The following is a 21,512-nucleotide window of genomic DNA, read 5'->3' as shown; positions in this document are numbered from 1 at the left end:
CGCAGTGCGTCCGCTGAGGACTACTTCTTGCCCGGCTTCTTCTTACCGGCGATGGCGCGACGCGGGCCCTTGCGGGTACGCGCGTTCGTGCTGGTGCGCTGACCGTGGACCGGCAGACCGCGACGGTGCCGGATGCCCTGGTAGCAGCCGATCTCGATCTTGCGGCGGATGTCGCCCTGGATCTCGCGGCGAAGGTCACCCTCGGTGCGGAGGTTGGCGTCCACGTACTCGCGGATCTTGACCAGGTCCTCTTCGGCCAGGTCACGAACGCGGGTGTCGGGGTTCACGCCGGTGGTGGCGAGGATCTCCTTGGACCGGGTGCGCCCGATGCCGAAGACGTAGGTGAGGGCAACCTCCACGCGCTTTTCGCGCGGGATGTCAACACCTGAAACGCGTGCCATTCAATGGCTCCAGTTGTTATTTCGGGGGTCTTCCGCAGCACCACTCCCGAACGCCGACCCCACCTGTGAAGGAAGGGGTGGTACGCCCGGGTCCCCGGCCCCCGCCGGAGGTGTCGTCAGCCGAAGCGTGGACGGGCACTGCGTATGTACGTTTACGTGCGTCGCGCGAAGAGCTGCGAGATGCAGGTGGTCGTGCGTCAGCCCTGGCGCTGCTTGTGGCGCAGGTTGTCGCAGATGACCATGACCCGGCCGTGACGGCGGATCACCTTGCACTTGTCGCAGATCTTCTTGACGCTCGGCTTGACCTTCATGGGATGTCAGGTTCTCCGGGTCAGTGCCCTCACCGCGCCGAAGCGGGGTGGCGGCAAGATCTACTTGTACCGGTAGACGATCCGGCCACGCGTCAGGTCGTACGGAGACAGCTCCACCACGACCCGGTCATCCGGGAGGATACGGATGTAGTGCATCCGCATCTTGCCGCTGATGTGCGCGAGGACCTTGTGACCGTTCTGGAGTTCCACCTTGAACATGGCGTTCGGGAGGGACTCGATCACGGTGCCCTCAATTTCGATGGCACCTTGCTTCTTGGCCACGCTTCGCCTTTCGAATCGGCTACCTTGATCGACTGTCATACCGCCGCATGCGGACACACGGATGCACGAGAGCCGACGAGTCAGTCTACGTCAGCGGACTCCAAAAGACGAATCCGTCAAGTTTGCCCACTTGGACTGATCCTTAGACACCTATGCCCGGCCCAGTCCTGGCGGACCCGCCGGCCAAGAGCGCCCGGCACGGCTCGGGGCGGCCCCGCCGGACTCCGTCCGCGGGACCGCCCCGAGTAAGGCCGAGGTCTCAGGCAATGGGGACTCCCCTGGTCCTCAAGACCCTGGGGAAGGGTCCGGGGCCGCTTCCACCCCGTACTGCGCGAGCTTCGCGCGCCCGCAGTCCGGGGCGGTCAGGACCAGCGGCCCCTGCTCAGTGAGCGCGATCGAGTGCTCCCAGTGCGAGGACCAGGTCCCGTCCGTCGTGAGGACCGTCCACTCGTCGGCGAGGACCTTCGTCTGCGCCGTACCCAGCGAGACCATGGGCTCGATCGCCAGGCAGACGCCGGGGACCAGCTTGATGCCCTTGCCGCGCTTGCGGTTGACGTAGTTGAGCAGGTGCGGGTCCATGTGCATCTCGGTGCCGATGCCGTGGCCGCCGTAGTCCTCGATGATCCCGTACTTGCCGGTGGCCGGGCGGGGCTGGCGGCGGATGTAGGACTCGATGGCCTTCGAGATGTCGACGAGGCGGTTGTTCAGCTTCATCGCGGCGATCCCGGCCCACATGGACTCCTCGGTCACCCGGGACAGCTCGACGAGCTCGGGAGCGTGACCGGTGCCGACGAAGGCGGTGTACGCGGCGTCGCCGTGCCAGCCGTCGATGATCGCGCCGGCGTCGATCGAGATGATGTCGCCGTCCTTGAGGACGGTCTTCTCGTCCGGGATGCCGTGGACGACGACCTCGTTGACCGAGGTGCAGATCGTCGCCGGGAATCCGCCGTATCCCAGGAAGTTCGACTTCGCGCCGTGGTCGGCGATCACCTTGCGGGCGACCTCGTCCAGATCCTTCGTGGTGGCCCCGGGCACGGCCGCCTCGCGGGTGGCGGCGTGAATGGCAGCGACCACGAGGCCCGCCTCGCGCATCTTCGCGATCTGCTCGGGGGTCTTGATCTGCACCATTGCTCGGCGCCTCTCTGCGTACGAAGGGGAACGGTTGAAGCCGTACTCCACGATACGGCGCAAACAGTCGGCCGCGACGCCCTGAGGCGCCGCGGCCGGCTGCGATGGTGAATGCGGGGGAACTCAGCCCTCGTCGGAGCTCTTGAGAGCCTCCATGGCCCGCTCGGTCACGTCCGTGACCTTGCCGAGCGCGGAGATCGTGACCACCAGGCCCTGGGCCCGGTAGTAGTCGATGATCGGCTCGGTCTGCGTGTGGTAGACCTCGAGCCGCGTACGCACGGTCTCTTCGCTGTCGTCGTCACGCTGGTACAGCTCGCCGCCGCAGGCGTCGCAGACGCCGTCGGCCTTCGGCGGGTTGTACGTCACGTGGAACACGTGCGCGCTGTCGTTGCGGCAGATGCGGCGGCCCGCGATGCGCTTGACCACCTCGTCCTCGGGGACCTCCAGGTCGAGGACGGCGTCGAGCTTGACGCTCTCGTCCCGGAGCATCTCGTCCAGCGCCTCGGCCTGGCCCACGTTGCGCGGAAAGCCGTCCAGCAGGAAGCCGTTGACGGCGTCCGGCTGAGCCATGCGGTCCTTGGCCATTCCGATGGTGACTTCGTCCGGCACCAGCTGTCCCGCGTCCATGTAGGCGCGGGCCTGCTTGCCAAGGTCCGTGCCCTGGCTGATGTTGGCGCGGAAGAGGTCGCCCGTGGAGATGTGCGGAATCGAAAGATTCTTGGCAAGGTACGCAGCCTGCGTTCCCTTGCCGGCACCGGGCGGCCCGACGAGGACGATTCGCATCAGCGGAGGAACCCTTCGTAATTGCGCTGCTGGAGCTGACTCTCGATCTGCTTCACGGTTTCCAGACCCACACCCACGATGATGAGGATGCTCGTCCCGCCGAACGGGAAGTTCTGGTTCGCACCGCCGAAGCCTGCCAACGCCATCGTCGGCACCAGAGCGATCAGGCCCAGGTACAGCGATCCCGGCCAAGTGATCCTGTTGAGCACGTAGCTCAGGTACTCGGCAGTAGGTCGACCAGCCCGGATACCCGGGATGAAGCCACCATACTTCTTCATGTTGTCGGCGACTTCCTCGGGGTTGAACGAAATCGCCACATAGAAGAAGGCGAAGAACACGATCAACAGGAAGTACGTCGCGATGTAGTACGGGTGGTCGCCCTTGACGAAGTGGTCCTGGATCCAGGTCGCCCAGCCCGAGGTGGAGTTGGAGAACTGGACGACCAGAGCCGGGATGTAGAGCAGCGAAGAAGCGAAGATGACGGGAATCACACCCGCCTGGTTCACCTTCAGCGGGATGTATGTGGACGTACCGCCGTAGGACCGCCGCCCGATCATCCGCTTCGCGTACTGCACCGGGACGCGGCGCTGGGCCTGCTCGACGAAGACGACGAGGGCGACCATCACGAAACCGATCAGGATGACCGTGATGAACTCGATCCAGCCGTCGGCGAGCTTGCCGCTCTCCTTGATCGCCCAGAGGGCGCCCGGGAAGCTGGCTGCGATCGAGATGAACATGAGGATCGACATGCCGTTGCCGATGCCGCGGTCGGTGATGATCTCACCGAGCCACATGACGGCGGCGGTTCCCGCGGTCATCGTGATGACCATGACGACGGTCGTGAAGATCGACTGGTTCGGCACGATCTGGTCGGCGACGGGGCAGCCGCTGAACAGCGCCCCGCTGCGGGCCGTTGCCACCAGGCCGGTGCCCTGGAGGATGGCGAGCGCCACGGTCAGATAACGCGTGTACTGCGTGATCTTGGCCGTGCCCGACTGCCCCTCCTTCTTGAGGGCTTCGAGTCGGGGGATGACGACGGTCAGCAGCTGAAGAATGATGCTGGCCGTGATGTAGGGCATGATTCCGAGCGCGAAGATCGTGATCTGCAGCAGTGCACCACCGCTGAACATGTTCACCAGACCGAACAGGCTGTTGTTGCCCTTACTGGCCTGATCAACACAAATCTGGACGTTCTCGTAGCTCACCCCCGGGACGGGAATGTGCGCCCCGAGACGATAGAGCACGATGATGCCGAGCGTGAAGAGCAGCTTCTTGCGCAGGTCGGGCGTCTTGAACGCCCGGGCGAACGCGGTGAGCACGGTGCCTCCTGCGACCCCCGCGCAATGCGTAGAGGTGACGGTCTTGAGGATCGACGATTACGTAACAGTCAAAGGGCCCCGGGCTTTTGCCCAGGACTTACCACAGCAACAGTGGACGCCACCTTACCGGCGGACATGCCCCCCTAGGAACGACCAACCGGGGATGCCCCATATGAGAGGCATCCCCGGTCGGATGTTCAGACCACCGACTTGTCCGTGTTGTCTCAGACGAGTTCGGTGACGGTGCCGCCGGCGGCGGCAATCTTCTCCTTGGCGGAGCCGGAGACGGCGTCAACCGAAACCTGCACTGCCACGGAGATCTCGCCCTGTCCGAGGACCTTGACGAGGTGGTTGTTGCGCACAGCGCCCTTGGCGACCAGGTCGGCCACCGTGACCTCTCCACCCTCGGGGTAGAGCGTCGCGAGCTTGTCCAGGTTCACGACCTGGTACTCCGTGCGGAACGGGTTCTTGAAGCCCTTGAGCTTCGGGAGACGCATGTGGAGGGGCATCTGGCCACCCTCGAAGCGCTCCGGAACCTGGTAACGAGCCTTCGTACCCTTGGTACCACGGCCTGCGGTCTTACCCTTGGACGCCTCACCACGACCCACACGGGTCTTGGCGGTCTTGGCGCCCGGGGCAGGCCGGAGGTTGTGGGCCTTCAGCGGGCTGTTCTCCGCCATGTCAGTCAACCTCCTCAACCGTCACGAGGTGGCGGACGGTGTGAACCATTCCGCGGAACTCGGGGCGGTCCTCCTTGACAACTACGTCGTGCAGGCGCTTGAGCCCGAGCGAACGCAGGGTGTCGCGGTGGTTCTGCTTGCTGCCGATGTACGACTTCGTCTGCGTGATCTTGAGGCGAGCCATTACGCACCCGCTCCCGCACGTGCACGAAGCAGAGCCGCGGGGGCGACGTCCTCGAGGGGCAGACCACGGCGAGCCGCGATCTCCTCGGGACGCTGCAGGCCCTGGAGGGCCGCCACGGTCGCGTGCACGATGTTGATCGGGTTCGAAGAACCGAGCGACTTCGACAGGATGTCGTGAACGCCGGCGCACTCCAGAACGGCGCGCACCGGGCCACCCGCGATCACACCGGTACCGGGGGAAGCGGGCTTGAGCAGAACGACGCCCGCAGCCTTCTCGCCCTGGATCGGGTGAGGGATGGTGCCCTGGATACGCGGGACCTTGAAGAAGCTCTTCTTGGCCTCTTCGACGCCCTTGGCGATGGCCGCGGGAACTTCCTTGGCCTTGCCGTATCCGACACCGACGGTGCCGTCACCATCGCCCACCACGACCAGCGCGGTGAAGCTGAAGCGACGACCACCCTTCACAACCTTGGCGACGCGGTTGATCGCGACGACGCGCTCGACGTACGCGGTCTTCTCGGCGGCGCTGGCGCCACCGTCACGGCCCTTCCGGTCCCGCCGCTCGCCGCCACCGGCACCGCTTCCGCGGCGCTGGGGTCCAGCCATTGGATTTACCTCTCTCTGTTACGTCCGCTGTGCGTAGGAACCGGGGCTTAGAACTTCAGCCCGGCTTCACGGGCGGCGTCAGCCAGAGCGGCAATCCGCCCGGCGTACTGGTTGCCACCGCGGTCAAAGACGACGGCCTCGACGCCTGCGGCCTTGGCACGCTCGGCGACAAGTGCCCCGACCTGCTTGGCCAGGGTGCTCTTGTCACCCTCGCCGCCGCGGATGGAAGCGTCCAGGGTCGACGCCGACGCGAGCGTGTGGCCCGCGATGTCGTCGATGACCTGAGCGACCATGTGACGGTTGGAACGCGTCACAACCAGGCGCGGCCGCTCCGGCGAACCGGAGATGTGCTTGCGGACGCGGATGTGGCGGCGCTTGAGGGCGGCACGCTTGTAGGCGTCACCCTTGGCGATCTTTACACCGTATGCCATGGCTTACTTACCCGCCTTTCCGACCTTGCGGCGGATAACCTCGCCGGCGTACTTGACGCCCTTGGCCTTGTACGGGTCGGGCTTCCGCAGCTTGCGGATCTTCGCGGAGACCTCGCCGACCTTCTGCTTGTCGATGCCCTCGACGCTGAACTTCGTGGGCGACTCCACCTTGAAGGTGATGCCCTCGGGGGCCTCGATCAGGATCGGGTGGCTGTAGCCCAGGGCGAACTCCAGGTTGGAGCCCTTCGCCTGGACGCGGTAACCGACACCGCTGATCTCGAGCGCCTTGCTGTATCCCGCGGTCACGCCGGTGATCATGTTCGCCACCAGCGTGCGGGACAGGCCGTGAAGGGCCTTGTTCTGACGCTCGTCGTTAGGGCGGACGACGTTGAGCACGCCGTCCTCACCCTTGGTGACCTCGATCGGCGCGGCAACGGTGTGCGAGAGGGAACCCTTGGGGCCCTTCACCGCGACCGTGCGGCCATCGATGGTGACGTCCACACCGGCGGGAACCTGGATGGGGAGCTTGCCGATTCGCGACATGAGCTGTTCCTCCGTTCCCGACTACCAGACGTAGGCGAGGACTTCCCCACCTACGCCCTTCTTGCTGGCCTGCTGGCCGGTCAGGAGACCGTGGGACGTGGAGATGATCGCCACGCCCAGGCCGCCGAGAACCTTCGGCAGGTTGGTGGACTTTGCGTATACACGCAGACCCGGCTTCGAAATGCGCTTGATGCCGGCGATCGAACGCTCGCGGTTGGGCCCGAACTTCAGCTCCAGGACGAGGCTCTTGCCGACCTCGGCGTCCTCGACCTTCCAGCCGGTGATGAAGCCCTCCTGCTGGAGGATCTCCGCGATGTGCGACTTGATCTTGCTGTGCGGCATTGCGACATCGTCGTGATACGCCGAGTTCGCGTTACGCAGACGCGTGAGCATGTCTGCGATCGGATCAGTCATGGTCATGAGTTGGCCTTCGGCCTCTCTCGCCGGGGTTTCCTGTATGCGCCATCCCTCTCCCCACTCAGTGGCGGGACGGGTGCGGTGCGGGGACCTACGGCGTAGTAAGTCGGTCAGGGCGGCAGGCGCCCAACCCTTCAAGCCTACGGCATGAAGAGCGGGGCTCCTGCCGACCAGATACTTACCGAGAGCTTCCTGGTCCTACCGACGCCCGAAGGCGAAGGGAGAATTACCAGGAGCTCTTGGTCACGCCCGGCAGCTCGCCACGGTGAGCCATCTCACGAAGGCACACGCGGCACAGGCCGAACTTGCGGTAGACGGAGTGGGGCCGGCCGCAGCGCTGGCAGCGGGTGTACCCGCGCACGCCGAACTTCGGCTTACGGGCGGCCTTAGCGATCAGAGCCTTCTTCGCCACGGTCAGTTCTCCTTGAACGGGAAGCCGAGGTGACGAAGCAGGGCACGACCCTCGTCGTCGTTGGTCGCCGTGGTGACCACGGTGATGTCCATGCCCCGGACCCGGTCGATCTTGTCCTGGTCGATCTCGTGGAACATGACCTGCTCCGTGAGACCGAAGGTGTAGTTGCCACGGCCGTCGAACTGCTTCGGCGACAGGCCGCGGAAGTCACGGATACGCGGAAGCGCGAGCGACAGCGTACGGTCCAGGAACTCCCACATGCGGTCACCACGGAGGGTGACGTGGCAGCCGATCGGCTGCCCCTCGCGCAGCTTGAACTGCGCGATCGACTTGCGGGCCTTGGTGACGGCCGGCTTCTGGCCCGTGATCGTGGTGAGGTCGCGCACGGCGCCATCGATCAGCTTGGAGTCGCGGGCGGCGTCGCCCACACCCATGTTGACCACGATCTTGACCAGACCGGGAACCTGCATGACGTTCTCGTAGGAGAACTCCTCACGCAGCTTGCCGGCGATTTCCTCGCGGTAGCGCGTCTTGAGACGCGGCGCAGTGGTGGTCGTCATCAGATGTCCTCACCGGTCCGCTTGGCAACGCGGATCTTCTTGCCCTCGTCGTCAAAGCGGTAGCCGACGCGGGTGACGACCTTGTTGCCGTCCTTCTCCACGACCAGCTGAACGTTGCTGACGTGAATCGGGGCCTCGGTGGTGACAATGCCACCCGTCTGCGAACCGCGAGCCGTCTGACCGGCCTTGGTGTGCTTCTTGACCCGGTTGACACCCTCGACGAGGACGCGGTCCTGAGCGGGGAAGGCAACGATGACCTTGCCCTGCTTGCCCTTGTCCTTACCGGTGATGACCTGAACCAGGTCGCCCTTCTTGATCTTCATGCTTACAGCACCTCCGGCGCGAGCGAGATGATCTTCATGAACTTCTTCTCGCGCAGCTCTCGGCCCACCGGGCCGAAGATACGGGTGCCGCGGGGGTCGCCGTCGTTCTTGAGAATGACAGCGGCGTTCTCGTCGAAGCGGATGTACGAGCCATCCTGACGACGACGCTCCTTGACGGTGCGAACGATGACGGCCTTGACGACGTCACCCTTCTTCACGTTGCCACCGGGGATCGCGTCCTTGACGGTGGCGACGATGACGTCACCGATGCCCGCGTAGCGGCGACCCGAGCCACCGAGAACACGGATGGTGAGAATTTCCTTCGCACCCGTGTTGTCGGCGACGCGCAGTCGCGACTCCTGCTGGATCACGTCTATCTCCTGATCGTCTGCCGGTTCCCGGTGGGGACTCCGGTGAAGGAGTCCCCACCGAGCCTGGCGGAACTTGCCTGCGGGGAATGCCCCTCAGGAATTACTTGGCCTTCTCGAGGATCTCGACGATGCGCCAGCGCTTCGTGGCGGACAGCGGACGCGTCTCCATGATGATGACGCGGTCGCCGACGCCTGCAGCGTTCTGCTCGTCGTGGGCCTTGAGCTTGTTCGTACGGCGAATGACCTTGCCGTACAGCGCGTGCTTCACGCGGTCCTCGACAGCGACGACGACGGTCTTGTCCATCTTGTCGCTGACGACGAGACCCTCACGGGTCTTGCGGAAACCGCGGTCGGTGTTCGTCTCAGTCACAGTCTTCTCGCTCATCAGGCGCTCTCCACCGTCTCGATGCCCAGCTCGCGCTCACGCATCAGGGTGTAGATCCGGGCGATGTCCTTACGGACGGACTTGAGCCGACCGTGGTTCTCGAGCTGGCCCGTCGCCGCCTGGAAGCGGAGGTTGAACAGCTCTTCCTTGGCCTCGCGGAGCTTGTTGAGGAGCTCCTCGCCGCCCAGTTCGCGCAGCTCGGACGCCTTGGTACCGGCCGACATCACGACTCACCTGCCTCGCGCCGAACGATCCGGCACTTCATCGGAAGCTTGTGAGCAGCGCGGGTGAGCGCCTCACGAGCAATCTTCTCGTTCGGGTAGGACAGCTCGAACATCACCCGTCCGGGCTTGACGTTCGCGATCCACCACTCGGGAGAACCCTTACCGGAACCCATGCGGGTCTCGGCAGGCTTCTTCGTCAGGGGACGGTCCGGATAAATATTGATCCAGACCTTGCCGCCACGCTTGATGTGGCGGGTCATCGCGATACGAGCTGCCTCGATCTGGCGGTTCGTCACGTACGCCGGGGTCAGCGCCTGGATGCCGTACTCGCCGAACGCAACCTGCGTGCCACCCTTGGACATACCGCTGCGCTTCGGGTGGTGCTGCTTGCGGTGCTTGACCCTACGGGGGATCAGCATTTCGGTCAGGCCTCCGTTCCGGTGCTCTCAGCCGGAGCAGCGGCGGCGGGAGCGTCGGCCTTGGGGGCCTCCGCTGCCGGCGCGGACTGCTGCGGCTTGCGGCCGCGGCCGCCACGCTCGCCACCACGGCCACCGCGGCCGGCCGGGCGGTCAGCGCCGCCACGAGCCGGACGGTTACCGGCGCGGGCCGCGGCGTTCTCGGCGCGAACCTCGGCGATGTTCTTGACGTCGCCCTTGTAGATCCAGACCTTCACGCCGATGCGGCCGAAGGTCGTCTTGGCCTCGAAGAAGCCGTAGTCGACGTTCGCACGGAGCGTGTGCAGGGGCACGCGGCCCTCGCGGTAGAACTCCGAGCGGGACATCTCGGCGCCGCCGAGGCGGCCACCGCACTGGATCTTGATGCCCTTGGCGCCGGCCTTCATCGTGCTCTGCATGCTCTTACGCATGGCACGACGGAAGGAGACGCGGGAGGAGAGCTGCTCGGCGACGGCCTGGGCCACCAGCTGAGCGTCCACCTCGGGGTTCTTGACCTCGAGGATGTTCAGCTGGACCTGCTTGCCGGTCAGCTTCTCCAGCTCGCCACGGATGCGGTCGGCCTCGGCGCCACGGCGGCCGATGACGATGCCCGGGCGGGCGGTGTGGATGTCGACGCGGACGCGGTCGCGGGTGCGCTCGATCTCAACCTTCGAGATACCGGCACGCTCCATGCCCTTCGTCATCATGCGACGAATGGCAACGTCTTCCTTGACGTAGTCCGCGTACAGCTTGTCGGCGTACCAACGGGACTTGAAGTCCGTGGTGATGCCGAGCCGGAACCCATGCGGGTTAACCTTCTGGCCCATTACCGGGTTCCTTCCTTGCTGCTGACGACCACGGTGATGTGGCTGGTCCGCTTACGGATCCGGTAGGCACGGCCCTGAGCACGCGGACGGAACCGCTTCAGGGTCGGGCCCTCGTCCACGTACGCCTCGCTGATGACCAGCGAAGAGGCGTCAGGGTGGTCGTAGTTGTGTGCAGCGTTGGCGATGGCGCTGTCAAGCACCTTGCCAACCGGCACGCTCGCGGCCTGCGGGGCGAAACGCAGGACCGCCTGAGCCTCCGTGGCATCCATGCCACGGATGAGGTCCACCACTCGGCGGGCCTTCATGGGCGTGACGCGGATGTACCGCGCCTGGGCCCTGGCTTCCATGGTTGTCCCTTCGGTGTGAGTCATAGTCGTTTCCACCCCGCGCTAGCGGCGCTTCGACTTCCGGTCGTCCTTGACGTGGCCGCGGAAGGTGCGAGTCGGCGAGAACTCGCCGAGCTTGTGGCCGACCATCGACTCGGTGACGAACACCGGGACGTGGATCTTGCCGTTGTGCACCGCGATGGTGTGACCCAGCATGGCCGGGATGATCATCGAGCGACGGGACCAGGTCTTGATGACGTTCTTGGTGCCTGCCTCGTTCTGTACGTCCACCTTCTTGATGAGGTGGCCGTCGACGAAGGGCCCCTTCTTGAGACTGCGCGGCATCTAAACCCGCTCCTAGCGCTTCTTGTTCGTCTTGCGGCGGCGGACGATGTACTTGCTCGATGCCTTCTTCGGCGAGCGAGTACGACCCTCCTTCTGACCCCACGGCGAGACCGGGTGACGTCCACCGGAGGTCTTGCCTTCACCACCACCGTGCGGGTGGTCGACCGGGTTCATCGCGACACCGCGGACGGTCGGGCGGACGCCCTTCCAGCGCATGCGGCCGGCCTTGCCCCAGTTGATGTTCGACTGCTCGGCGTTGCCGACCTCACCGATGGTGGCGCGGCAACGGGCGTCGACCAGCCGGATCTCTCCGGAAGGCATACGAAGGTGGGCCATCGTGCCCTCCTTCGCCAGCAGCTGCACGGAGGCACCCGCGGAACGGGCGAACTTCGCGCCGCCGCCGGGCCGCAGCTCGATGGCGTGGATGGTCGTACCGACCGGGATGTTGCGCAGCGCCAGGTTGTTGCCCGGCTTGATGTCTGCGGTCGGACCGTTCTCGACGCGGTCACCCTGCGACAGGCCACGGGGGGCGACGATGTAACGCTTCTCGCCGTCCGCGTAGTGCAGCAGCGCGATGCGCGCGGTGCGGTTCGGGTCGTACTCGATGTGCGCGACCTTGGCCGGCACGCCGTCCTTGTCGTGACGACGGAAGTCGATCACTCGGTAGGCGCGCTTGTGGCCACCGCCCTGGTGGCGAACGGTCACACGACCGGCGTTGTTACGGCCGCCCTTGCTGTGCAGGGGGCGGACCAGCGACTTCTCCGGCGTGGACCGCGTGATCTCGACAAAGTCGGCGACGCTGGAGCCACGACGGCCCGGGGTCGTCGGCTTGTACTTGCGGATACCCATTTCTCAGTCCTCGTCCGATTCCGGACGACTCGACCTCCGTCAGGAGGTCGGGCCGCCGAAGATGTCGATACGGTCGCCCTCGGCGAGGGTCACGATGGCGCGCTTGGTGTCAGCGCGCTTGCCGAAGCCGGTCTTGGTCCGCTTGCGCTTGCCCTGCCGGTTGATCGTGTTGACCCCGGTGACCTTGACCGAGAAGACCGCTTCCACGGCCTGCTTGATCTGGGTCTTGTTGGAGCCGGGCGCGACGATGAACGTGTACTTGTTCTCGTCGAGCAGCGCGTAGCTCTTCTCGGACACGACCGGCTTGACGAGAACGTCGCGCGGGTCCGAGTAGGTCTTGCTCGTGATGGTCGAGCTGGTAACGGTCGCCTCGCTCATCAGGCGTCGCTCCCTTCGGTCTCAGCGGTCTGGGGGCCAGACACGAAGGACTCGAAAGCGGCCTGGGTGAAGACCACGTCGTCAGAGACGATCACGTCGTACGTGTTCAGCTGGCCCGGCTCCAGGATGTGCACCTGGGGCAGGTTGCGTGCGGACAGCCACGCGGCCTCGTCGGCGCGGTCGACGACCAGGAGCAGGTTGGCGCGCTCCGAGATCTTGCCGAACAGCGTCTTGGCGGCCTTCGTGGAAACTCCACCCTCGACCACGCCGGTGACGACGTGGATGCGGGAGTGACGCGCCCGGTCGGAGAGGGCACCGCGCAGGGCGGCGGCCTTCATCTTCTTCGGGGTGCGCTGCGAGTAGTCGCGCGGCTGCGGGCCGTGGACGACGCCACCGCCTGCGAACTGCGGCGCGCGGGTCGAACCCTGGCGGGCGCGGCCGGTGCCCTTCTGGCGGTAAGGCTTGCGGCCACCACCACGGACTTCGCCGCGACGCTTGGTCTTGTGCGTGCCCTGACGGGCAGCTGCCAGCTGTGCGACAACGACCTGGTGGATCAGCGGAACGCTGGTCTTCGCGTCGAAGATCTCCGCGGGGAGCTCGACGGTACCGGCCTTGTCGCCTGCCGGCGAAAGGATGTCAATGGTGCTCATTACCTCAAGCCCCCTTGGCCGCGGTACGGACCAGGACGAGGCCGCCGTTCGGACCGGGGACCGCGCCCTTGATGAGCAGCAGACCCTTCTCCGCGTCAACCGCGTGGATGGTCAGGTTCTGGGTGGTGACGCGCTCGTTGCCCATCCGGCCGGCCATGCGCATGCCCTTGAAGACACGCCCAGGGGTGGCGCAGCCACCGATCGAACCGGGGGAACGGTGCTTGCGCTGGACGCCGTGGCCGGCGCCGAGGCCCTTGAAGTTGTGACGCTTCATGACACCGGCGAAGCCCTTGCCCTTGCTCTTGCCCGTGACGTCAACCTTGACGCCGGACTCGAACACCTCGGCAGTGACCTCCTGGCCCAGCGTGTACTCGCTGGCGTCAGGGGTGCGGAGCTCCACCAGGTGGCGGCGCGGGGTGACGTCGGCCTTGGCGAAGTGGCCCTTGAGGGGCTTGTTCACCTTGCGCGGGTCGATCTCGCCGAAGGCGATCTGGACCGACTCGTAGCCGTCGCTGTCGTTCGTACGAACCTGCGTCACGACGCACGGCCCGGCCTTGACGACGGTCACCGGGACAACCCGGTTGTTCTCGTCCCAGACCTGGGTCATGCCGAGCTTCTCGCCCAGGACGCCCTTGATGTTCTTGCTCATCTCGGCCCGTCCCCTCAGAGCTTGATCTCGATGTCGACGCCGGCCGGCAGGTCGAGGCGCATCAGCGAGTCAACCGTCTTCGGCGTGGGGTCGAGAATGTCGATGAGGCGCTTGTGCGTGCGCATCTCGAAGTGCTCGCGAGAGTCCTTGTACTTGTGCGGCGACTTGATGACGCAGTACACGTTCTTCTCAGTGGGCAGCGGCACCGGGCCCGCGACCGACGCACCAGTGCGCGTCACCGTCTCGACGATCTTCTTCGCCGAGGAATCGATGACCTCGTGGTCGTAGGCCTTGAGCCGGATGCGGATCTTCTGTCCCGCCATGGCTACTAGTAGTCCTGTCTCTCATAACGCTCTGGAACCCGGGAGTTCTCGTAACTCCACCTCCGACCCACGCGGTCGGGCGTGTCGCATCCCCTCTACGAAAATTTCCCGAAGGAAATCCCAACCAAGGGGGTGCGGGCCGAAACCGCGCTGCCGGGGGTGAAACCCCACCGGGTGCCTGGTCAGTACCCCACTGACGCTTCCCGGAAGATTCCCGTACGTCCGGCCCGCATGGGGCCGACGAGTACTGTGGGACTCGCTTCCGGTCCTCCCGGCGGGAGGCGCGCAGCATTGACACTCAACCGAGCAACCTGGCTAGTGTGCCATACGGGGTGTGAGCCTGGCCAATCGGGCGGAGGATCTTACCCCTCACGAGGGAGCGGTCAAACGCGGGCGTGCCCCGAGGCCCTCCTCCCCCGCCCGGAGGTCCGCGACCGCGACCGTCTCGGAGTTGGCGGGAGGACGCGGGAGAGTCGGATATGTAGTGGTTCGGGCGTCCTGTGGCTCTCTTCGATCCGCGGGGCGACTAGCTTTTGGGCGCCCACGGGGCCGCTGAGGGCTCGGGGGCGTCCAGAGCTTGGCGGAGCCTTTCCTTGAGGGTTCTCGGCGGGGCCTGCTCCTCCTCCCGCGTGTGTATGAGACGGGCGACGGTCACGCGTATGTGGCACTCGCGGTGGTGCTGCTTGAGCAGGACCAGCCAGGCGCCGTCGGAGGTGAGGAAAGCACTGCGGGCCGGGGTCTCACCCGGTCGCGCGTGGCGTGCCAGGACAGCCGGCATGTAGTGCAGGGCCGCGTCCTCGGCCACGGCCAGCGCCTGCGCCTGCGTGCCACTGACGGGGTGGCTGGCCACCAGTGACCAGCGGTGCAGTTTCAGATCGACGCCGTCGGCCTGCCGGGTCACCCGGGTGTCCTCCTCGATGAGGACGTACCACTGATCAGTCATGACCGGAGCCTAGCCAGCCCGGGGTCGCCCGGTGCGTCGGCCGTTGCCGTGCAGGCAACCCGGACGGCCTGATCGCCGTCTGACCCCTCGCAGGAGCGCAGCACGGGCCATGGGGTGTCCATCCGCTGCGGGGGGAGCGGACGGACGTGTACAGCATGAGGGACCAGCCCGGCCTGCCCGGAATCGGCGAGCGGGTCGACCGGAAGCGGCGTGCGGCGGCGCCGGGCGTGCGGCGGCGGGCCGTGCTCACGGTCGCCGCCCTGGGATCGGCGCTCACCGCCTGCTCCGTACCACCGCCCCGGCGCAGCGATCCGCCCCCGAACCCGGCGCCGGGCCTCCCGATCAGCACCGGGCGGCGGGCGCTGCTGATGCAGATCCTCGCCCACCCCGACGACGACCTGTACTTCATGAACCCGGACACCCGGCAGGCCGTCGACGCCGGTACGCCGCTGGTCTGCGTCTACCTCACGGCGGGCGAGGCCGACGGCGTCAACAGGATCCCGGGTGCTCCGCGCCCCGCGCCGGACAGGGCCGCCTACTCCTCCGCCCGCCACCAGGGACTGCGCCAGGCGTACGCGACGCTGCTCGGCCTGGACCGGTTCACGCCCTGGGAGACGTCCGTGGCCGAGCTCGACGGCAACCACCGTGCCGAGGTCGACACCCTCACCGCGGGGGCCCGGCGGGTCGAGCTGGTCTTCCTGAACACGGCCATGCACACCGGCCGCCACCGCCTCGGGCTCCCCAGCCTCTGGCAGGACCGGCGGCTCGTCCTGCGTACGGTCGTCGCCGACGGGTCGCCGCTGACCCGGGCGGGTTCGTACACGTACGACGGGCTCGTCGACGTCCTCGCCGGGCTGCTGGAGGGCCACCGGCCGACCGTCGTGCACACCCTGGACCCCGATCCGGACATCCAGCACAGCACCGAGGCCGTCCGGCGCGCGGACAGCGAGCAGCGCGGTCACTCGGACCATGCCGACCACACCGCGGCCGCGTGTTTCGCCTGGGCGGCGATGATCCGCTGGGTGGCCCGGACGACGGCGCGCGGCGGGGACGTGCCGGGCTTCGTCACCACCGCCTACCGCGGGTACTACAACCGGCACTGGCCCAAGAACCTGCCGCCGGGCGTCCTGGAGACGAAGGCCGCGCACCTTGTCCCGTACGGCGGCTCGCCGGACTGGGAGTGCGGGAACGCGGCGGGGTGCGGCGACTACAACGTGGGCGGCGACCGTCCGCTGACCAACAGGAAGGGGTGGGTCCGTTCCACCCACCACCGCTACCCGGGCGCCCGGGTGGCCGTCGCCGCCGAGTCCGACGGGCGGTCGGCCGCGTACGCGGTGCTGGGGCTGCGGGTGGCACGGTGGCGCGAGACGGAGCCGGGCAGCGGCGTCTGGGGGCCGCCGCACGACCTCGGCGGCGGCCCGCTCGCCCCGGTGCTGGGCGAGGCGACCGCGGCCGACGGCCGGCTGCTGCTGTTCGGGCTCCGCTTCGCCGCGCTCGGTGGGCACGGCGGCGACAACGAGCGCGAGATCGTGGTGCTGGAACAGCACACACCGGGCGGCGGCTTCCTCCCCTGGCGCGGTCTCGGCAACCCCTCCCCCGGCCCCGACCGGGGGAGGCGCACAGGTGTGCCCGTCGCCGTCACGGCGCCCGGCGGCCGGATCCACCTCTTCGTACGTAACGCGGAGAAGGGCCTCAGCACCCGGGTACGGGAGGGCGACGGCCGGTGGGGCGGGTGGCGGGACATGGGCGGCGGCGAGGTGCAGGACGGGTTCAGCGCCGTGGTGGACGCCGAGGGGCGGGTCCATGTGTACGGGGCGGGCCACCACGCGGTGCACCACTGGACACAGGACGGCCCGGGCCAGGACCTGACCGCCCGGACCCAGATCGACGCGGGCCCGGTGCCGGGCACTCCCCCGGCCGCCCTGCCCGCCGCCGACGGGTCCGTGGAGCTGTTCCACCGCGCCGAGGCCAGGGCCCCGCTGACCGCCGTACGCGCGGGCACCGCGACGGAGCTGCCCGGCTTCGACGGGTACGGACCGGTCACGGCCGCCGCGTCACCGCAGGGCCCGGTGCTGCTCGGCCGCACCGGCGCGGGGCTGCTCCAGCTCCGTACCGCGGAGGGTGTCCTCGTACGGTCCCGGGGCCCGGCCGCCCTGGACGGGCCGGCGCTCCACGTGGGCGAGGCGGGGCGTGCGACGGTGGTGGGGCTGGGTACGGACGCGCTGCCCTGGCTCTGGCGCCCGTAGGCCGTATCGCCGGTCAGCCGGCCGTTCCGCCCATGGGGCCGTGGGCCGGTCAGCCGGCCGTTCCTCCCGCCCGCTCCGCCTTCCTGCCGGTCAGGCCACCGCGGATCTCCTTGGCCGCACCCGCCAGGACGCAGACGGCGAGGACCGCCTCGGCCACACCCCACAGCCGGGGCCATCCGGATTCCTGGCCCCTGTCGATCCCTGCTCCGGCCGTTCGTGGTGGCGGGTACAGCACCACGGCCTGGCCGGATGGCATGTACCCGCCACCAGCGCTCTCCGAGCGCCGGGTCCGAGCGGTGGGGCCAGCTGCCGGTCCCGCTGTCCGAAGGTCGCCGACGTGACGGTGAGCGGCGGATGCACCGACGCGTACGGGGCCCGGCGATATGCGCCCGCCGCGGCGGCGGCATCACCGCCGGCGGCGATTCAGGCGGCCCGATGACGGCGGGCGGCGTCCAGGCCGGGGTCGCCTCGACCAGCGACCGGCAGACCACGACCGCGTACACGAACGTCACGGCGTACCGCTCCTGGATCCGGTCGGCCGCGGGCGTCCGAGCCCGGCGGCCCAGCGACCCCGCGGCCCGGCCCCGCACACACCGAAGGGCCCCGTACCTCTCTCGCGAGAGGTACGGGGCCCTTCTTGGTGCTCTGTGTGGAGCTACCAGGTCAGACGATCAAGAGAAACTACTTGATGATCTTGGTGACCTGGCCGGCGCCCACGGTCCGGCCACCCTCACGGATGGCGAACTTCAGGCCCTCTTCCATGGCGACCGGCTGGATCAGCGCGACGTCCATGAGGGTGTTGTCACCCGGCATGACCATCTCGGTGCCCTCGGGGAGGGTCACAACGCCCGTCACGTCCGTGGTACGGAAGTAGAACTGCGGGCGGTAGTTGTTGAAGAAGGGGGTGTGACGGCCACCCTCGTCCTTCGACAGGATGTAGGCCTGGGCCTGGAAGTCGGTGTGCGGCGTGACCGAACCCGGCTTGATGATGACCTGGCCGCGCTCGACGTCCTCGCGCTTGATGCCACGAAGAAGCAGACCGACGTTCTCACCGGCCTGGCCCTCGTCGAGCAGCTTGCGGAACATCTCGATACCGGTGACCGTGGTGGTGGTCTTCTCGGTCTTGATACCGACGATGTCGACGGTCTCGTTGACCTTCAGGACACCACGCTCGATGCGGCCGGTGACGACCGTACCGCGACCGGTGATCGTGAAGACGTCCTCGATGGGCATGAGGAACGGCTTCTCGACGTCACGCTCGGGCTGCGGGATGGACTCGTCGACGGCCTTCATCAGGTCGAGAACGGTCTGGCCCCACTCGGCGTCGCCCTCGAGGGCCTTGAGCGCCGACACCTTGACGACCGGAAGGTCGTCGCCCGGGAACTCGTACTCGGAGAGGAGCTCACGAACCTCGAGCTCGACGAGCTCCAGGATCTCCTCGTCGTCCACCATGTCGGCCTTGTTCAGGGCGACGACGATGTACGGAACGCCGACCTGGCGGGCCAGGAGCACGTGCTCCTTGGTCTGCGGCATCGGGCCGTCGGTGGCGGCGACCACGAGGATGGCGCCGTCCATCTGCGCCGCACCCGTGATCATGTTCTTGATGTAGTCGGCGTGACCCGGGCAGTCGACGTGCGCGTAGTGACGCGACTCCGTCTGGTACTCGACGTGCGCGATCGAGATCGTGATACCGCGCTGGCGCTCTTCGGGAGCCTTGTCGATCTGGTCGAAGGCCGAGGCCTCGTTCAGGTCCGGGAACGCGTCGTGCAGCACCTTGGTAATGGCGGCCGTGAGGGTCGTCTTACCGTGGTCGATGTGACCGATGGTGCCGATGTTGACGTGCGGCTTAGTCCGCTCGAACTTTGCCTTCGCCACTGGGGTCCTCCTGAGTGGTTCTGTACGCCTTGCTTCATCGGCGCCAGGTGATCTTTGCTGGAATGCCGGTGCCGGGGGCATTCGCCGCGTTGCTTGCGCGCTGCGACGAATGCCCGGCCAGGCTCCGGTGACAAGCCTAAAGCGTGAACTCGGAAGAGTTACTCGCCCTTGGCCTTCGCGATGATCTCCTCGGCGACGTTCCGCGGAACCTCGGCGTAGGAGTCGAACTGCATCGAGTAGCTTGCGCGACCCGAGGTCTTGCTGCGGAGGTCTCCGACGTAGCCGAACATCTCCGAGAGGGGCACGAGGCCCTTCACGACGCGAGCGCCGCTGCGCTCCTCCATGGCCTGGATCTGGCCACGGCGGGAGTTGAGGTCGCCGATGACATCGCCCATGTAGTCCTCGGGCGTGGTGACCTCGACGGCCATCATCGGCTCCAGGAGCACGGGGGACGCCTTGCGGGCACCCTCCTTGAACGCCTGCGAACCGGCGATCTTGAAGGCGAGCTCCGAGGAGTCGACCTCGTGGTAACCACCGTCGAGAAGGGTGACGCGGACGCCGACCATCTCGTAACCGGCCAGGATGCCGAACTGCATGGCTTCCTGGGCACCCGCGTCCACCGAGGGAATGTACTCACGGGGGATGCGGCCACCGGTGACCTTGTTGACGAACTCGTAGGAGGCGTCGCCACCCTCGATGGGCTCGAGGGCGATCTGCACCTTCGCGAACTGGCCGGTACCACCAGTCTGCTTCTTGTGCGTGTAGTCGATGCGCTCGACGGTCTTGCGGATCGTCTCGCGGTACGCGACCTGGGGCTTGCCGACGTTCGCCTCGACGCGGAACTCGCGCTTCATGCGGTCGACGAGCACCTCGAGGTGAAGCTCGCCCATACCACCGATGATGGTCTGGCCGGTCTCCTCGTCCGAGTGAACCTGGAAGGAGGGGTCCTCCTCCGAGAGGCGCTGGATGGCTACACCCAGCTTCTCCTGGTCACCCTTGGACTTGGGCTCGATGGCGACCTGGATGACCGGCGCCGGGAAGTCCATGGACTCCAGGATGACCGGCTGCTTGTCGTCACACAGCGTCTCACCGGTGGTGGTCTGCTTCAGGCCCATGACGGCGACGATGTCACCGGCGCCCACCGAGGGGATCTCCTCACGCTTGTTCGCGTGCATGCGGTAGATCTTCCCGATGCGCTCCTTCTTGCCCTTGACCGAGTTCAGCACCGCGGTGCCGGCCTCGAGGCGACCGGAGTAGATCCGGACGAAGGTGAGCTTGCCGAGGTGCGGGTCGCTCGCGATCTTGAACGCCAGGCCGGAGAACGGCTCGTCGTCCGAGGGCTTCCGCTGGATGACCTTCTCCGGGTCCTTGACGTCGTGGCCTTCGATGGCCTCGACGTCCAGGGGGGAAGGCAGGTAGCGGACGACCGCGTCGAGCAGGGGCTGGACGCCCTTGTTCTTGAACGCGGTGCCACAGAACACCGGGGTGACGGTGACGGAGTCGGCACTGCCCTTCGACGCGAGGGTGATCCGACGGATCGCCTCGTGCAGCTGCTCCTGGGTGGGCTCCTCGCCCTCCAGGTACAGCTCCATCATGGCGTCGTCGTTCTCCGAGACGGCCTCAAGGAGCTTGCCGCGCCATTCCTCGGCGGCCTCCTTCAGGTTGTCCGGGATCTCGATGACGTTGTACATCTCGCCCTTGACGGCCTCTTCGGGGTACACGAAGGCCTTCATCGTCACGAGGTCGACGACACCCGTGAAGTCGGCCTCGGCGCCGATGGGGAGCTGCATGACGATCGGGACCGCGCCGAGGCGCTGGACGATCATGTCGACGCAACGGAGGAAGTCGGCGCCGGTGCGGTCGAGCTTGTTGACGAAGCAGATACGCGGCACGCCGTAGCGGTCCGCCTGACGCCAGACAGTCTCGGACTGGGGCTCGACACCCGCCACACCGTCGAACACGGTGACGGCACCGTCGAGGACGCGGAGCGAACGCTCCACCTCGACCGTGAAGTCGACGTGACCCGGGGTGTCGATGATGTTGATGGTGTGGTCAACATCATTGAGCGGCCAGTGACAGGTCGTCGCGGCGGACGTGATCGTGATGCCGCGCTCCTGCTCCTGCTCCATCCAGTCCATCGTGGCTGCGCCGTCGTGGACTTCACCGATCTTGTACGAAACGCCGGTGTAGAAGAGGATCCGCTCGGTGGTGGTCGTCTTGCCCGCGTCGATGTGGGCCATGATCCCAATGTTGCGGACCTTGGCCAGGTCAAGCGAAGTGGTGGCCATAAGGCTCAATCTTCTCTCGG

Annotated in this window: 32 protein-coding genes and 1 pseudogene; 2 read left to right on the top strand and 31 right to left on the bottom strand. The window is 66.9% G+C overall.

Annotated features, from left to right (window positions below; translation table 11 throughout):
- Positions 1–20: 20 nt before the first annotated feature.
- The 28 genes from rpsM to OG524_RS21930 all read right to left on the bottom strand — a co-directional run bounded on the left by rpsM (position 21) and on the right by OG524_RS21930 (position 15,083).
- On the bottom strand, positions 21–401 hold the full coding sequence (gene rpsM, locus OG524_RS22065) for a 30S ribosomal protein S13 (protein WP_356640228.1): 381 nt from the start codon (positions 399–401) through the stop codon (positions 21–23).
- A 197-nt stretch (positions 402–598) separates the two neighbouring features.
- On the bottom strand, positions 599–712 hold the full coding sequence (gene rpmJ / locus OG524_RS22060; protein WP_003956441.1) for a 50S ribosomal protein L36: 114 nt from the start codon (positions 710–712) through the stop codon (positions 599–601).
- A gap of 60 nt (positions 713–772) precedes the next feature.
- A complete protein-coding gene (gene infA, locus OG524_RS22055) occupies positions 773–994 on the bottom strand; it encodes a translation initiation factor IF-1 (protein WP_003956442.1) in 222 nt (73 codons plus the stop codon).
- Positions 995–1,279: 285 nt separating this feature from the next.
- Complete coding sequence (gene map / locus OG524_RS22050; protein WP_405389125.1) at positions 1,280–2,122, bottom strand: type I methionyl aminopeptidase; 843 nt, start codon at positions 2,120–2,122, stop codon at positions 1,280–1,282.
- Positions 2,123–2,245: 123 nt separating this feature from the next.
- The gene (locus OG524_RS22045) at positions 2,246–2,905 is read right to left on the bottom strand and encodes an adenylate kinase (RefSeq protein WP_405389126.1); all 660 of its coding nucleotides are present in this window, start codon (positions 2,903–2,905) and stop codon (positions 2,246–2,248) included.
- Positions 2,905–4,224: a preprotein translocase subunit SecY gene (gene secY, locus OG524_RS22040; protein WP_405389127.1), complete on the bottom strand. Its 1,320-nt coding sequence runs from the start codon at positions 4,222–4,224 to the stop codon at positions 2,905–2,907. The genes OG524_RS22045 and secY overlap by 1 nt, the downstream gene beginning before the upstream one ends.
- A gap of 224 nt (positions 4,225–4,448) precedes the next feature.
- Positions 4,449–4,904 (bottom strand): 50S ribosomal protein L15, encoded by a 456-nt coding sequence (gene rplO, locus OG524_RS22035; RefSeq protein ID WP_384494166.1) that lies wholly within the window; start codon positions 4,902–4,904, stop codon positions 4,449–4,451.
- Position 4,905: 1 nt separating this feature from the next.
- Entirely contained in the window at positions 4,906–5,088 is a 183-nt protein-coding gene (gene rpmD, locus OG524_RS22030; RefSeq protein WP_018550611.1) for a 50S ribosomal protein L30, read from the bottom strand.
- Positions 5,088–5,693 carry a 30S ribosomal protein S5 gene (gene rpsE / locus OG524_RS22025; protein ID WP_056796577.1) on the bottom strand — a complete coding sequence of 202 codons (606 nt, stop codon included), beginning with the start codon at positions 5,691–5,693 and terminating at the stop codon, positions 5,088–5,090. The genes rpmD and rpsE overlap by 1 nt, the downstream gene beginning before the upstream one ends.
- 47 nt (positions 5,694–5,740) lie before the next feature.
- A complete protein-coding gene (rplR, locus tag OG524_RS22020) occupies positions 5,741–6,124 on the bottom strand; it encodes a 50S ribosomal protein L18 (RefSeq protein WP_069171153.1) in 384 nt (127 codons plus the stop codon).
- A gap of 3 nt (positions 6,125–6,127) precedes the next feature.
- Positions 6,128–6,667: a 50S ribosomal protein L6 gene (gene rplF / locus OG524_RS22015; protein WP_147959075.1), complete on the bottom strand. Its 540-nt coding sequence runs from the start codon at positions 6,665–6,667 to the stop codon at positions 6,128–6,130.
- A gap of 21 nt (positions 6,668–6,688) precedes the next feature.
- Positions 6,689–7,087: a 30S ribosomal protein S8 gene (gene rpsH / locus OG524_RS22010; protein ID WP_014154584.1), complete on the bottom strand. Its 399-nt coding sequence runs from the start codon at positions 7,085–7,087 to the stop codon at positions 6,689–6,691.
- A gap of 223 nt (positions 7,088–7,310) precedes the next feature.
- The gene (locus OG524_RS22005) at positions 7,311–7,496 is read right to left on the bottom strand and encodes a type Z 30S ribosomal protein S14 (protein WP_003948630.1); all 186 of its coding nucleotides are present in this window, start codon (positions 7,494–7,496) and stop codon (positions 7,311–7,313) included.
- Positions 7,497–7,498: 2 nt separating this feature from the next.
- On the bottom strand, positions 7,499–8,056 hold the full coding sequence (rplE, locus tag OG524_RS22000; RefSeq protein ID WP_014047789.1) for a 50S ribosomal protein L5: 558 nt from the start codon (positions 8,054–8,056) through the stop codon (positions 7,499–7,501).
- On the bottom strand, positions 8,056–8,379 hold the full coding sequence (rplX, locus tag OG524_RS21995) for a 50S ribosomal protein L24 (RefSeq protein ID WP_014047788.1): 324 nt from the start codon (positions 8,377–8,379) through the stop codon (positions 8,056–8,058). Before rplX ends, rplE begins: the two co-directional genes overlap by 1 nt.
- A 2-nt stretch (positions 8,380–8,381) precedes the next feature.
- Positions 8,382–8,750 (bottom strand): 50S ribosomal protein L14, encoded by a 369-nt coding sequence (gene rplN / locus OG524_RS21990; protein WP_003966950.1) that lies wholly within the window; start codon positions 8,748–8,750, stop codon positions 8,382–8,384.
- A 100-nt stretch (positions 8,751–8,850) separates the two neighbouring features.
- The gene (rpsQ, locus tag OG524_RS21985; protein ID WP_031096375.1) at positions 8,851–9,135 is read right to left on the bottom strand and encodes a 30S ribosomal protein S17; all 285 of its coding nucleotides are present in this window, start codon (positions 9,133–9,135) and stop codon (positions 8,851–8,853) included.
- Complete coding sequence (rpmC, locus tag OG524_RS21980; RefSeq protein ID WP_124716937.1) at positions 9,135–9,359, bottom strand: 50S ribosomal protein L29; 225 nt, start codon at positions 9,357–9,359, stop codon at positions 9,135–9,137. Before rpmC ends, rpsQ begins: the two co-directional genes overlap by 1 nt.
- Positions 9,359–9,778, bottom strand: coding sequence for a 50S ribosomal protein L16 (gene rplP, locus OG524_RS21975; RefSeq protein ID WP_014047785.1), 420 nt, complete (start codon positions 9,776–9,778; stop codon positions 9,359–9,361). The genes rpmC and rplP overlap by 1 nt, the downstream gene beginning before the upstream one ends.
- Positions 9,779–9,783: 5 nt before the next feature.
- On the bottom strand, positions 9,784–10,620 hold the full coding sequence (gene rpsC / locus OG524_RS21970; protein WP_405389128.1) for a 30S ribosomal protein S3: 837 nt from the start codon (positions 10,618–10,620) through the stop codon (positions 9,784–9,786).
- Entirely contained in the window at positions 10,620–10,967 is a 348-nt protein-coding gene (gene rplV / locus OG524_RS21965) for a 50S ribosomal protein L22 (RefSeq protein ID WP_026290933.1), read from the bottom strand. The genes rpsC and rplV overlap by 1 nt, the downstream gene beginning before the upstream one ends.
- A 42-nt stretch (positions 10,968–11,009) precedes the next feature.
- Positions 11,010–11,291: a 30S ribosomal protein S19 gene (gene rpsS / locus OG524_RS21960; protein WP_023539342.1), complete on the bottom strand. Its 282-nt coding sequence runs from the start codon at positions 11,289–11,291 to the stop codon at positions 11,010–11,012.
- Between the two features lie 12 nt (positions 11,292–11,303).
- On the bottom strand, positions 11,304–12,140 hold the full coding sequence (gene rplB, locus OG524_RS21955; RefSeq protein WP_056796589.1) for a 50S ribosomal protein L2: 837 nt from the start codon (positions 12,138–12,140) through the stop codon (positions 11,304–11,306).
- A 39-nt stretch (positions 12,141–12,179) separates the two neighbouring features.
- Positions 12,180–12,518, bottom strand: coding sequence for a 50S ribosomal protein L23 (gene rplW, locus OG524_RS21950; RefSeq protein ID WP_031096361.1), 339 nt, complete (start codon positions 12,516–12,518; stop codon positions 12,180–12,182).
- Positions 12,518–13,168, bottom strand: a complete 651-nt coding sequence (rplD, locus tag OG524_RS21945) for a 50S ribosomal protein L4 (protein WP_361889986.1) — start codon at positions 13,166–13,168, stop codon at positions 12,518–12,520. The genes rplW and rplD overlap by 1 nt, the downstream gene beginning before the upstream one ends.
- 4 nt (positions 13,169–13,172) lie before the next feature.
- Entirely contained in the window at positions 13,173–13,817 is a 645-nt protein-coding gene (gene rplC / locus OG524_RS21940; RefSeq protein WP_014154591.1) for a 50S ribosomal protein L3, read from the bottom strand.
- A gap of 14 nt (positions 13,818–13,831) precedes the next feature.
- Positions 13,832–14,140, bottom strand: coding sequence for a 30S ribosomal protein S10 (rpsJ, locus tag OG524_RS21935; protein WP_003948644.1), 309 nt, complete (start codon positions 14,138–14,140; stop codon positions 13,832–13,834).
- Positions 14,141–14,666: 526 nt separating this feature from the next.
- On the bottom strand, positions 14,667–15,083 hold the full coding sequence (locus OG524_RS21930; RefSeq protein ID WP_405811557.1) for a hypothetical protein: 417 nt from the start codon (positions 15,081–15,083) through the stop codon (positions 14,667–14,669).
- A 155-nt stretch (positions 15,084–15,238) separates the two neighbouring features.
- Between OG524_RS21930 and OG524_RS21925 the strand changes: the two genes are divergently transcribed.
- On the top strand, positions 15,239–17,329 hold the full coding sequence (locus tag OG524_RS21925; protein ID WP_405812482.1) for a PIG-L family deacetylase: 2,091 nt from the start codon (positions 15,239–15,241) through the stop codon (positions 17,327–17,329).
- Positions 17,330–17,378: 49 nt separating this feature from the next.
- Here the strand turns inward: OG524_RS21925 and OG524_RS21920 are convergent, their stop codons facing one another.
- A complete protein-coding gene (locus OG524_RS21920) occupies positions 17,379–17,585 on the bottom strand; it encodes a hypothetical protein (protein WP_405811556.1) in 207 nt (68 codons plus the stop codon).
- A 45-nt stretch (positions 17,586–17,630) separates the two neighbouring features.
- On the opposite strand from OG524_RS21920, the pseudogene OG524_RS21915 reads away from it, so the two are divergent.
- Positions 17,631–17,878, top strand: a pseudogene (locus tag OG524_RS21915) (trypsin-like serine protease); the annotation flags it as partial.
- A gap of 132 nt (positions 17,879–18,010) precedes the next feature.
- On the opposite strand, the gene tuf reads toward OG524_RS21915, so the two are convergent.
- The gene (gene tuf, locus OG524_RS21910; RefSeq protein WP_384494153.1) at positions 18,011–19,204 is read right to left on the bottom strand and encodes an elongation factor Tu; all 1,194 of its coding nucleotides are present in this window, start codon (positions 19,202–19,204) and stop codon (positions 18,011–18,013) included.
- A gap of 158 nt (positions 19,205–19,362) precedes the next feature.
- Positions 19,363–21,492: an elongation factor G gene (gene fusA, locus OG524_RS21905; RefSeq protein ID WP_405389146.1), complete on the bottom strand. Its 2,130-nt coding sequence runs from the start codon at positions 21,490–21,492 to the stop codon at positions 19,363–19,365.
- Positions 21,493–21,512 lie beyond the last annotated feature (20 nt).

The organism is Streptomyces sp. NBC_01520, from assembly GCF_045040375.1.
GTDB lineage: Bacteria > Actinomycetota > Actinomycetes > Streptomycetales > Streptomycetaceae > Streptomyces.
This window is presented reverse-complemented; position numbering and strand designations above follow the sequence as displayed.

What these genes read in the sequence shown, in the direction of transcription:
- rpsC (WP_405389128.1), bottom strand. Translation starts at nt 10,620, where the DNA reads ATGGGCCAGAAGGTTAACCCGCATGGGTTCCGGCTCGGCATCACCACG.
- OG524_RS21930 (WP_405811557.1), bottom strand. Translation starts at nt 15,083, where the DNA reads ATGACTGATCAGTGGTACGTCCTCATCGAGGAGGACACCCGGGTGACC.
- rplP (WP_014047785.1), bottom strand. Translation starts at nt 9,778, where the DNA reads ATGCTGATCCCCCGTAGGGTCAAGCACCGCAAGCAGCACCACCCGAAG.
- rpmD (WP_018550611.1), bottom strand. Translation starts at nt 5,088, where the DNA reads ATGGCTCGCCTCAAGATCACGCAGACGAAGTCGTACATCGGCAGCAAG.
- rplB (WP_056796589.1), bottom strand. Translation starts at nt 12,140, where the DNA reads ATGGGTATCCGCAAGTACAAGCCGACGACCCCGGGCCGTCGTGGCTCC.
- rpsS (WP_023539342.1), bottom strand. Translation starts at nt 11,291, where the DNA reads ATGCCGCGCAGTCTCAAGAAGGGGCCCTTCGTCGACGGCCACCTCATC.
- rplW (WP_031096361.1), bottom strand. Translation starts at nt 12,518, where the DNA reads ATGAGCGAGGCGACCGTTACCAGCTCGACCATCACGAGCAAGACCTAC.
- rpsJ (WP_003948644.1), bottom strand. Translation starts at nt 14,140, where the DNA reads ATGGCGGGACAGAAGATCCGCATCCGGCTCAAGGCCTACGACCACGAG.
- OG524_RS22045 (WP_405389126.1), bottom strand. Translation starts at nt 2,905, where the DNA reads ATGCGAATCGTCCTCGTCGGGCCGCCCGGTGCCGGCAAGGGAACGCAG.
- rpmC (WP_124716937.1), bottom strand. Translation starts at nt 9,359, where the DNA reads ATGTCGGCCGGTACCAAGGCGTCCGAGCTGCGCGAACTGGGCGGCGAG.
- OG524_RS21920 (WP_405811556.1), bottom strand. Translation starts at nt 17,585, where the DNA reads ATGCCATCCGGCCAGGCCGTGGTGCTGTACCCGCCACCACGAACGGCC.
- rpsH (WP_014154584.1), bottom strand. Translation starts at nt 7,087, where the DNA reads ATGACCATGACTGATCCGATCGCAGACATGCTCACGCGTCTGCGTAAC.
- rplF (WP_147959075.1), bottom strand. Translation starts at nt 6,667, where the DNA reads ATGTCGCGAATCGGCAAGCTCCCCATCCAGGTTCCCGCCGGTGTGGAC.
- rpsM (WP_356640228.1), bottom strand. Translation starts at nt 401, where the DNA reads ATGGCACGCGTTTCAGGTGTTGACATCCCGCGCGAAAAGCGCGTGGAG.
- rplR (WP_069171153.1), bottom strand. Translation starts at nt 6,124, where the DNA reads ATGGCATACGGTGTAAAGATCGCCAAGGGTGACGCCTACAAGCGTGCC.
- fusA (WP_405389146.1), bottom strand. Translation starts at nt 21,492, where the DNA reads ATGGCCACCACTTCGCTTGACCTGGCCAAGGTCCGCAACATTGGGATC.
- map (WP_405389125.1), bottom strand. Translation starts at nt 2,122, where the DNA reads ATGGTGCAGATCAAGACCCCCGAGCAGATCGCGAAGATGCGCGAGGCG.
- rplO (WP_384494166.1), bottom strand. Translation starts at nt 4,904, where the DNA reads ATGGCGGAGAACAGCCCGCTGAAGGCCCACAACCTCCGGCCTGCCCCG.
- rplV (WP_026290933.1), bottom strand. Translation starts at nt 10,967, where the DNA reads ATGGAAGCCAGGGCCCAGGCGCGGTACATCCGCGTCACGCCCATGAAG.
- rplC (WP_014154591.1), bottom strand. Translation starts at nt 13,817, where the DNA reads ATGAGCAAGAACATCAAGGGCGTCCTGGGCGAGAAGCTCGGCATGACC.
- rplX (WP_014047788.1), bottom strand. Translation starts at nt 8,379, where the DNA reads ATGAAGATCAAGAAGGGCGACCTGGTTCAGGTCATCACCGGTAAGGAC.
- OG524_RS21925 (WP_405812482.1), top strand. Translation starts at nt 15,239, where the DNA reads ATGAGGGACCAGCCCGGCCTGCCCGGAATCGGCGAGCGGGTCGACCGG.
- rpsQ (WP_031096375.1), bottom strand. Translation starts at nt 9,135, where the DNA reads ATGAGCGAGAAGACTGTGACTGAGACGAACACCGACCGCGGTTTCCGC.
- rpsE (WP_056796577.1), bottom strand. Translation starts at nt 5,693, where the DNA reads ATGGCTGGACCCCAGCGCCGCGGAAGCGGTGCCGGTGGCGGCGAGCGG.
- rplD (WP_361889986.1), bottom strand. Translation starts at nt 13,168, where the DNA reads ATGAGCACCATTGACATCCTTTCGCCGGCAGGCGACAAGGCCGGTACC.
- rpmJ (WP_003956441.1), bottom strand. Translation starts at nt 712, where the DNA reads ATGAAGGTCAAGCCGAGCGTCAAGAAGATCTGCGACAAGTGCAAGGTG.
- rplE (WP_014047789.1), bottom strand. Translation starts at nt 8,056, where the DNA reads ATGACGACCACCACTGCGCCGCGTCTCAAGACGCGCTACCGCGAGGAA.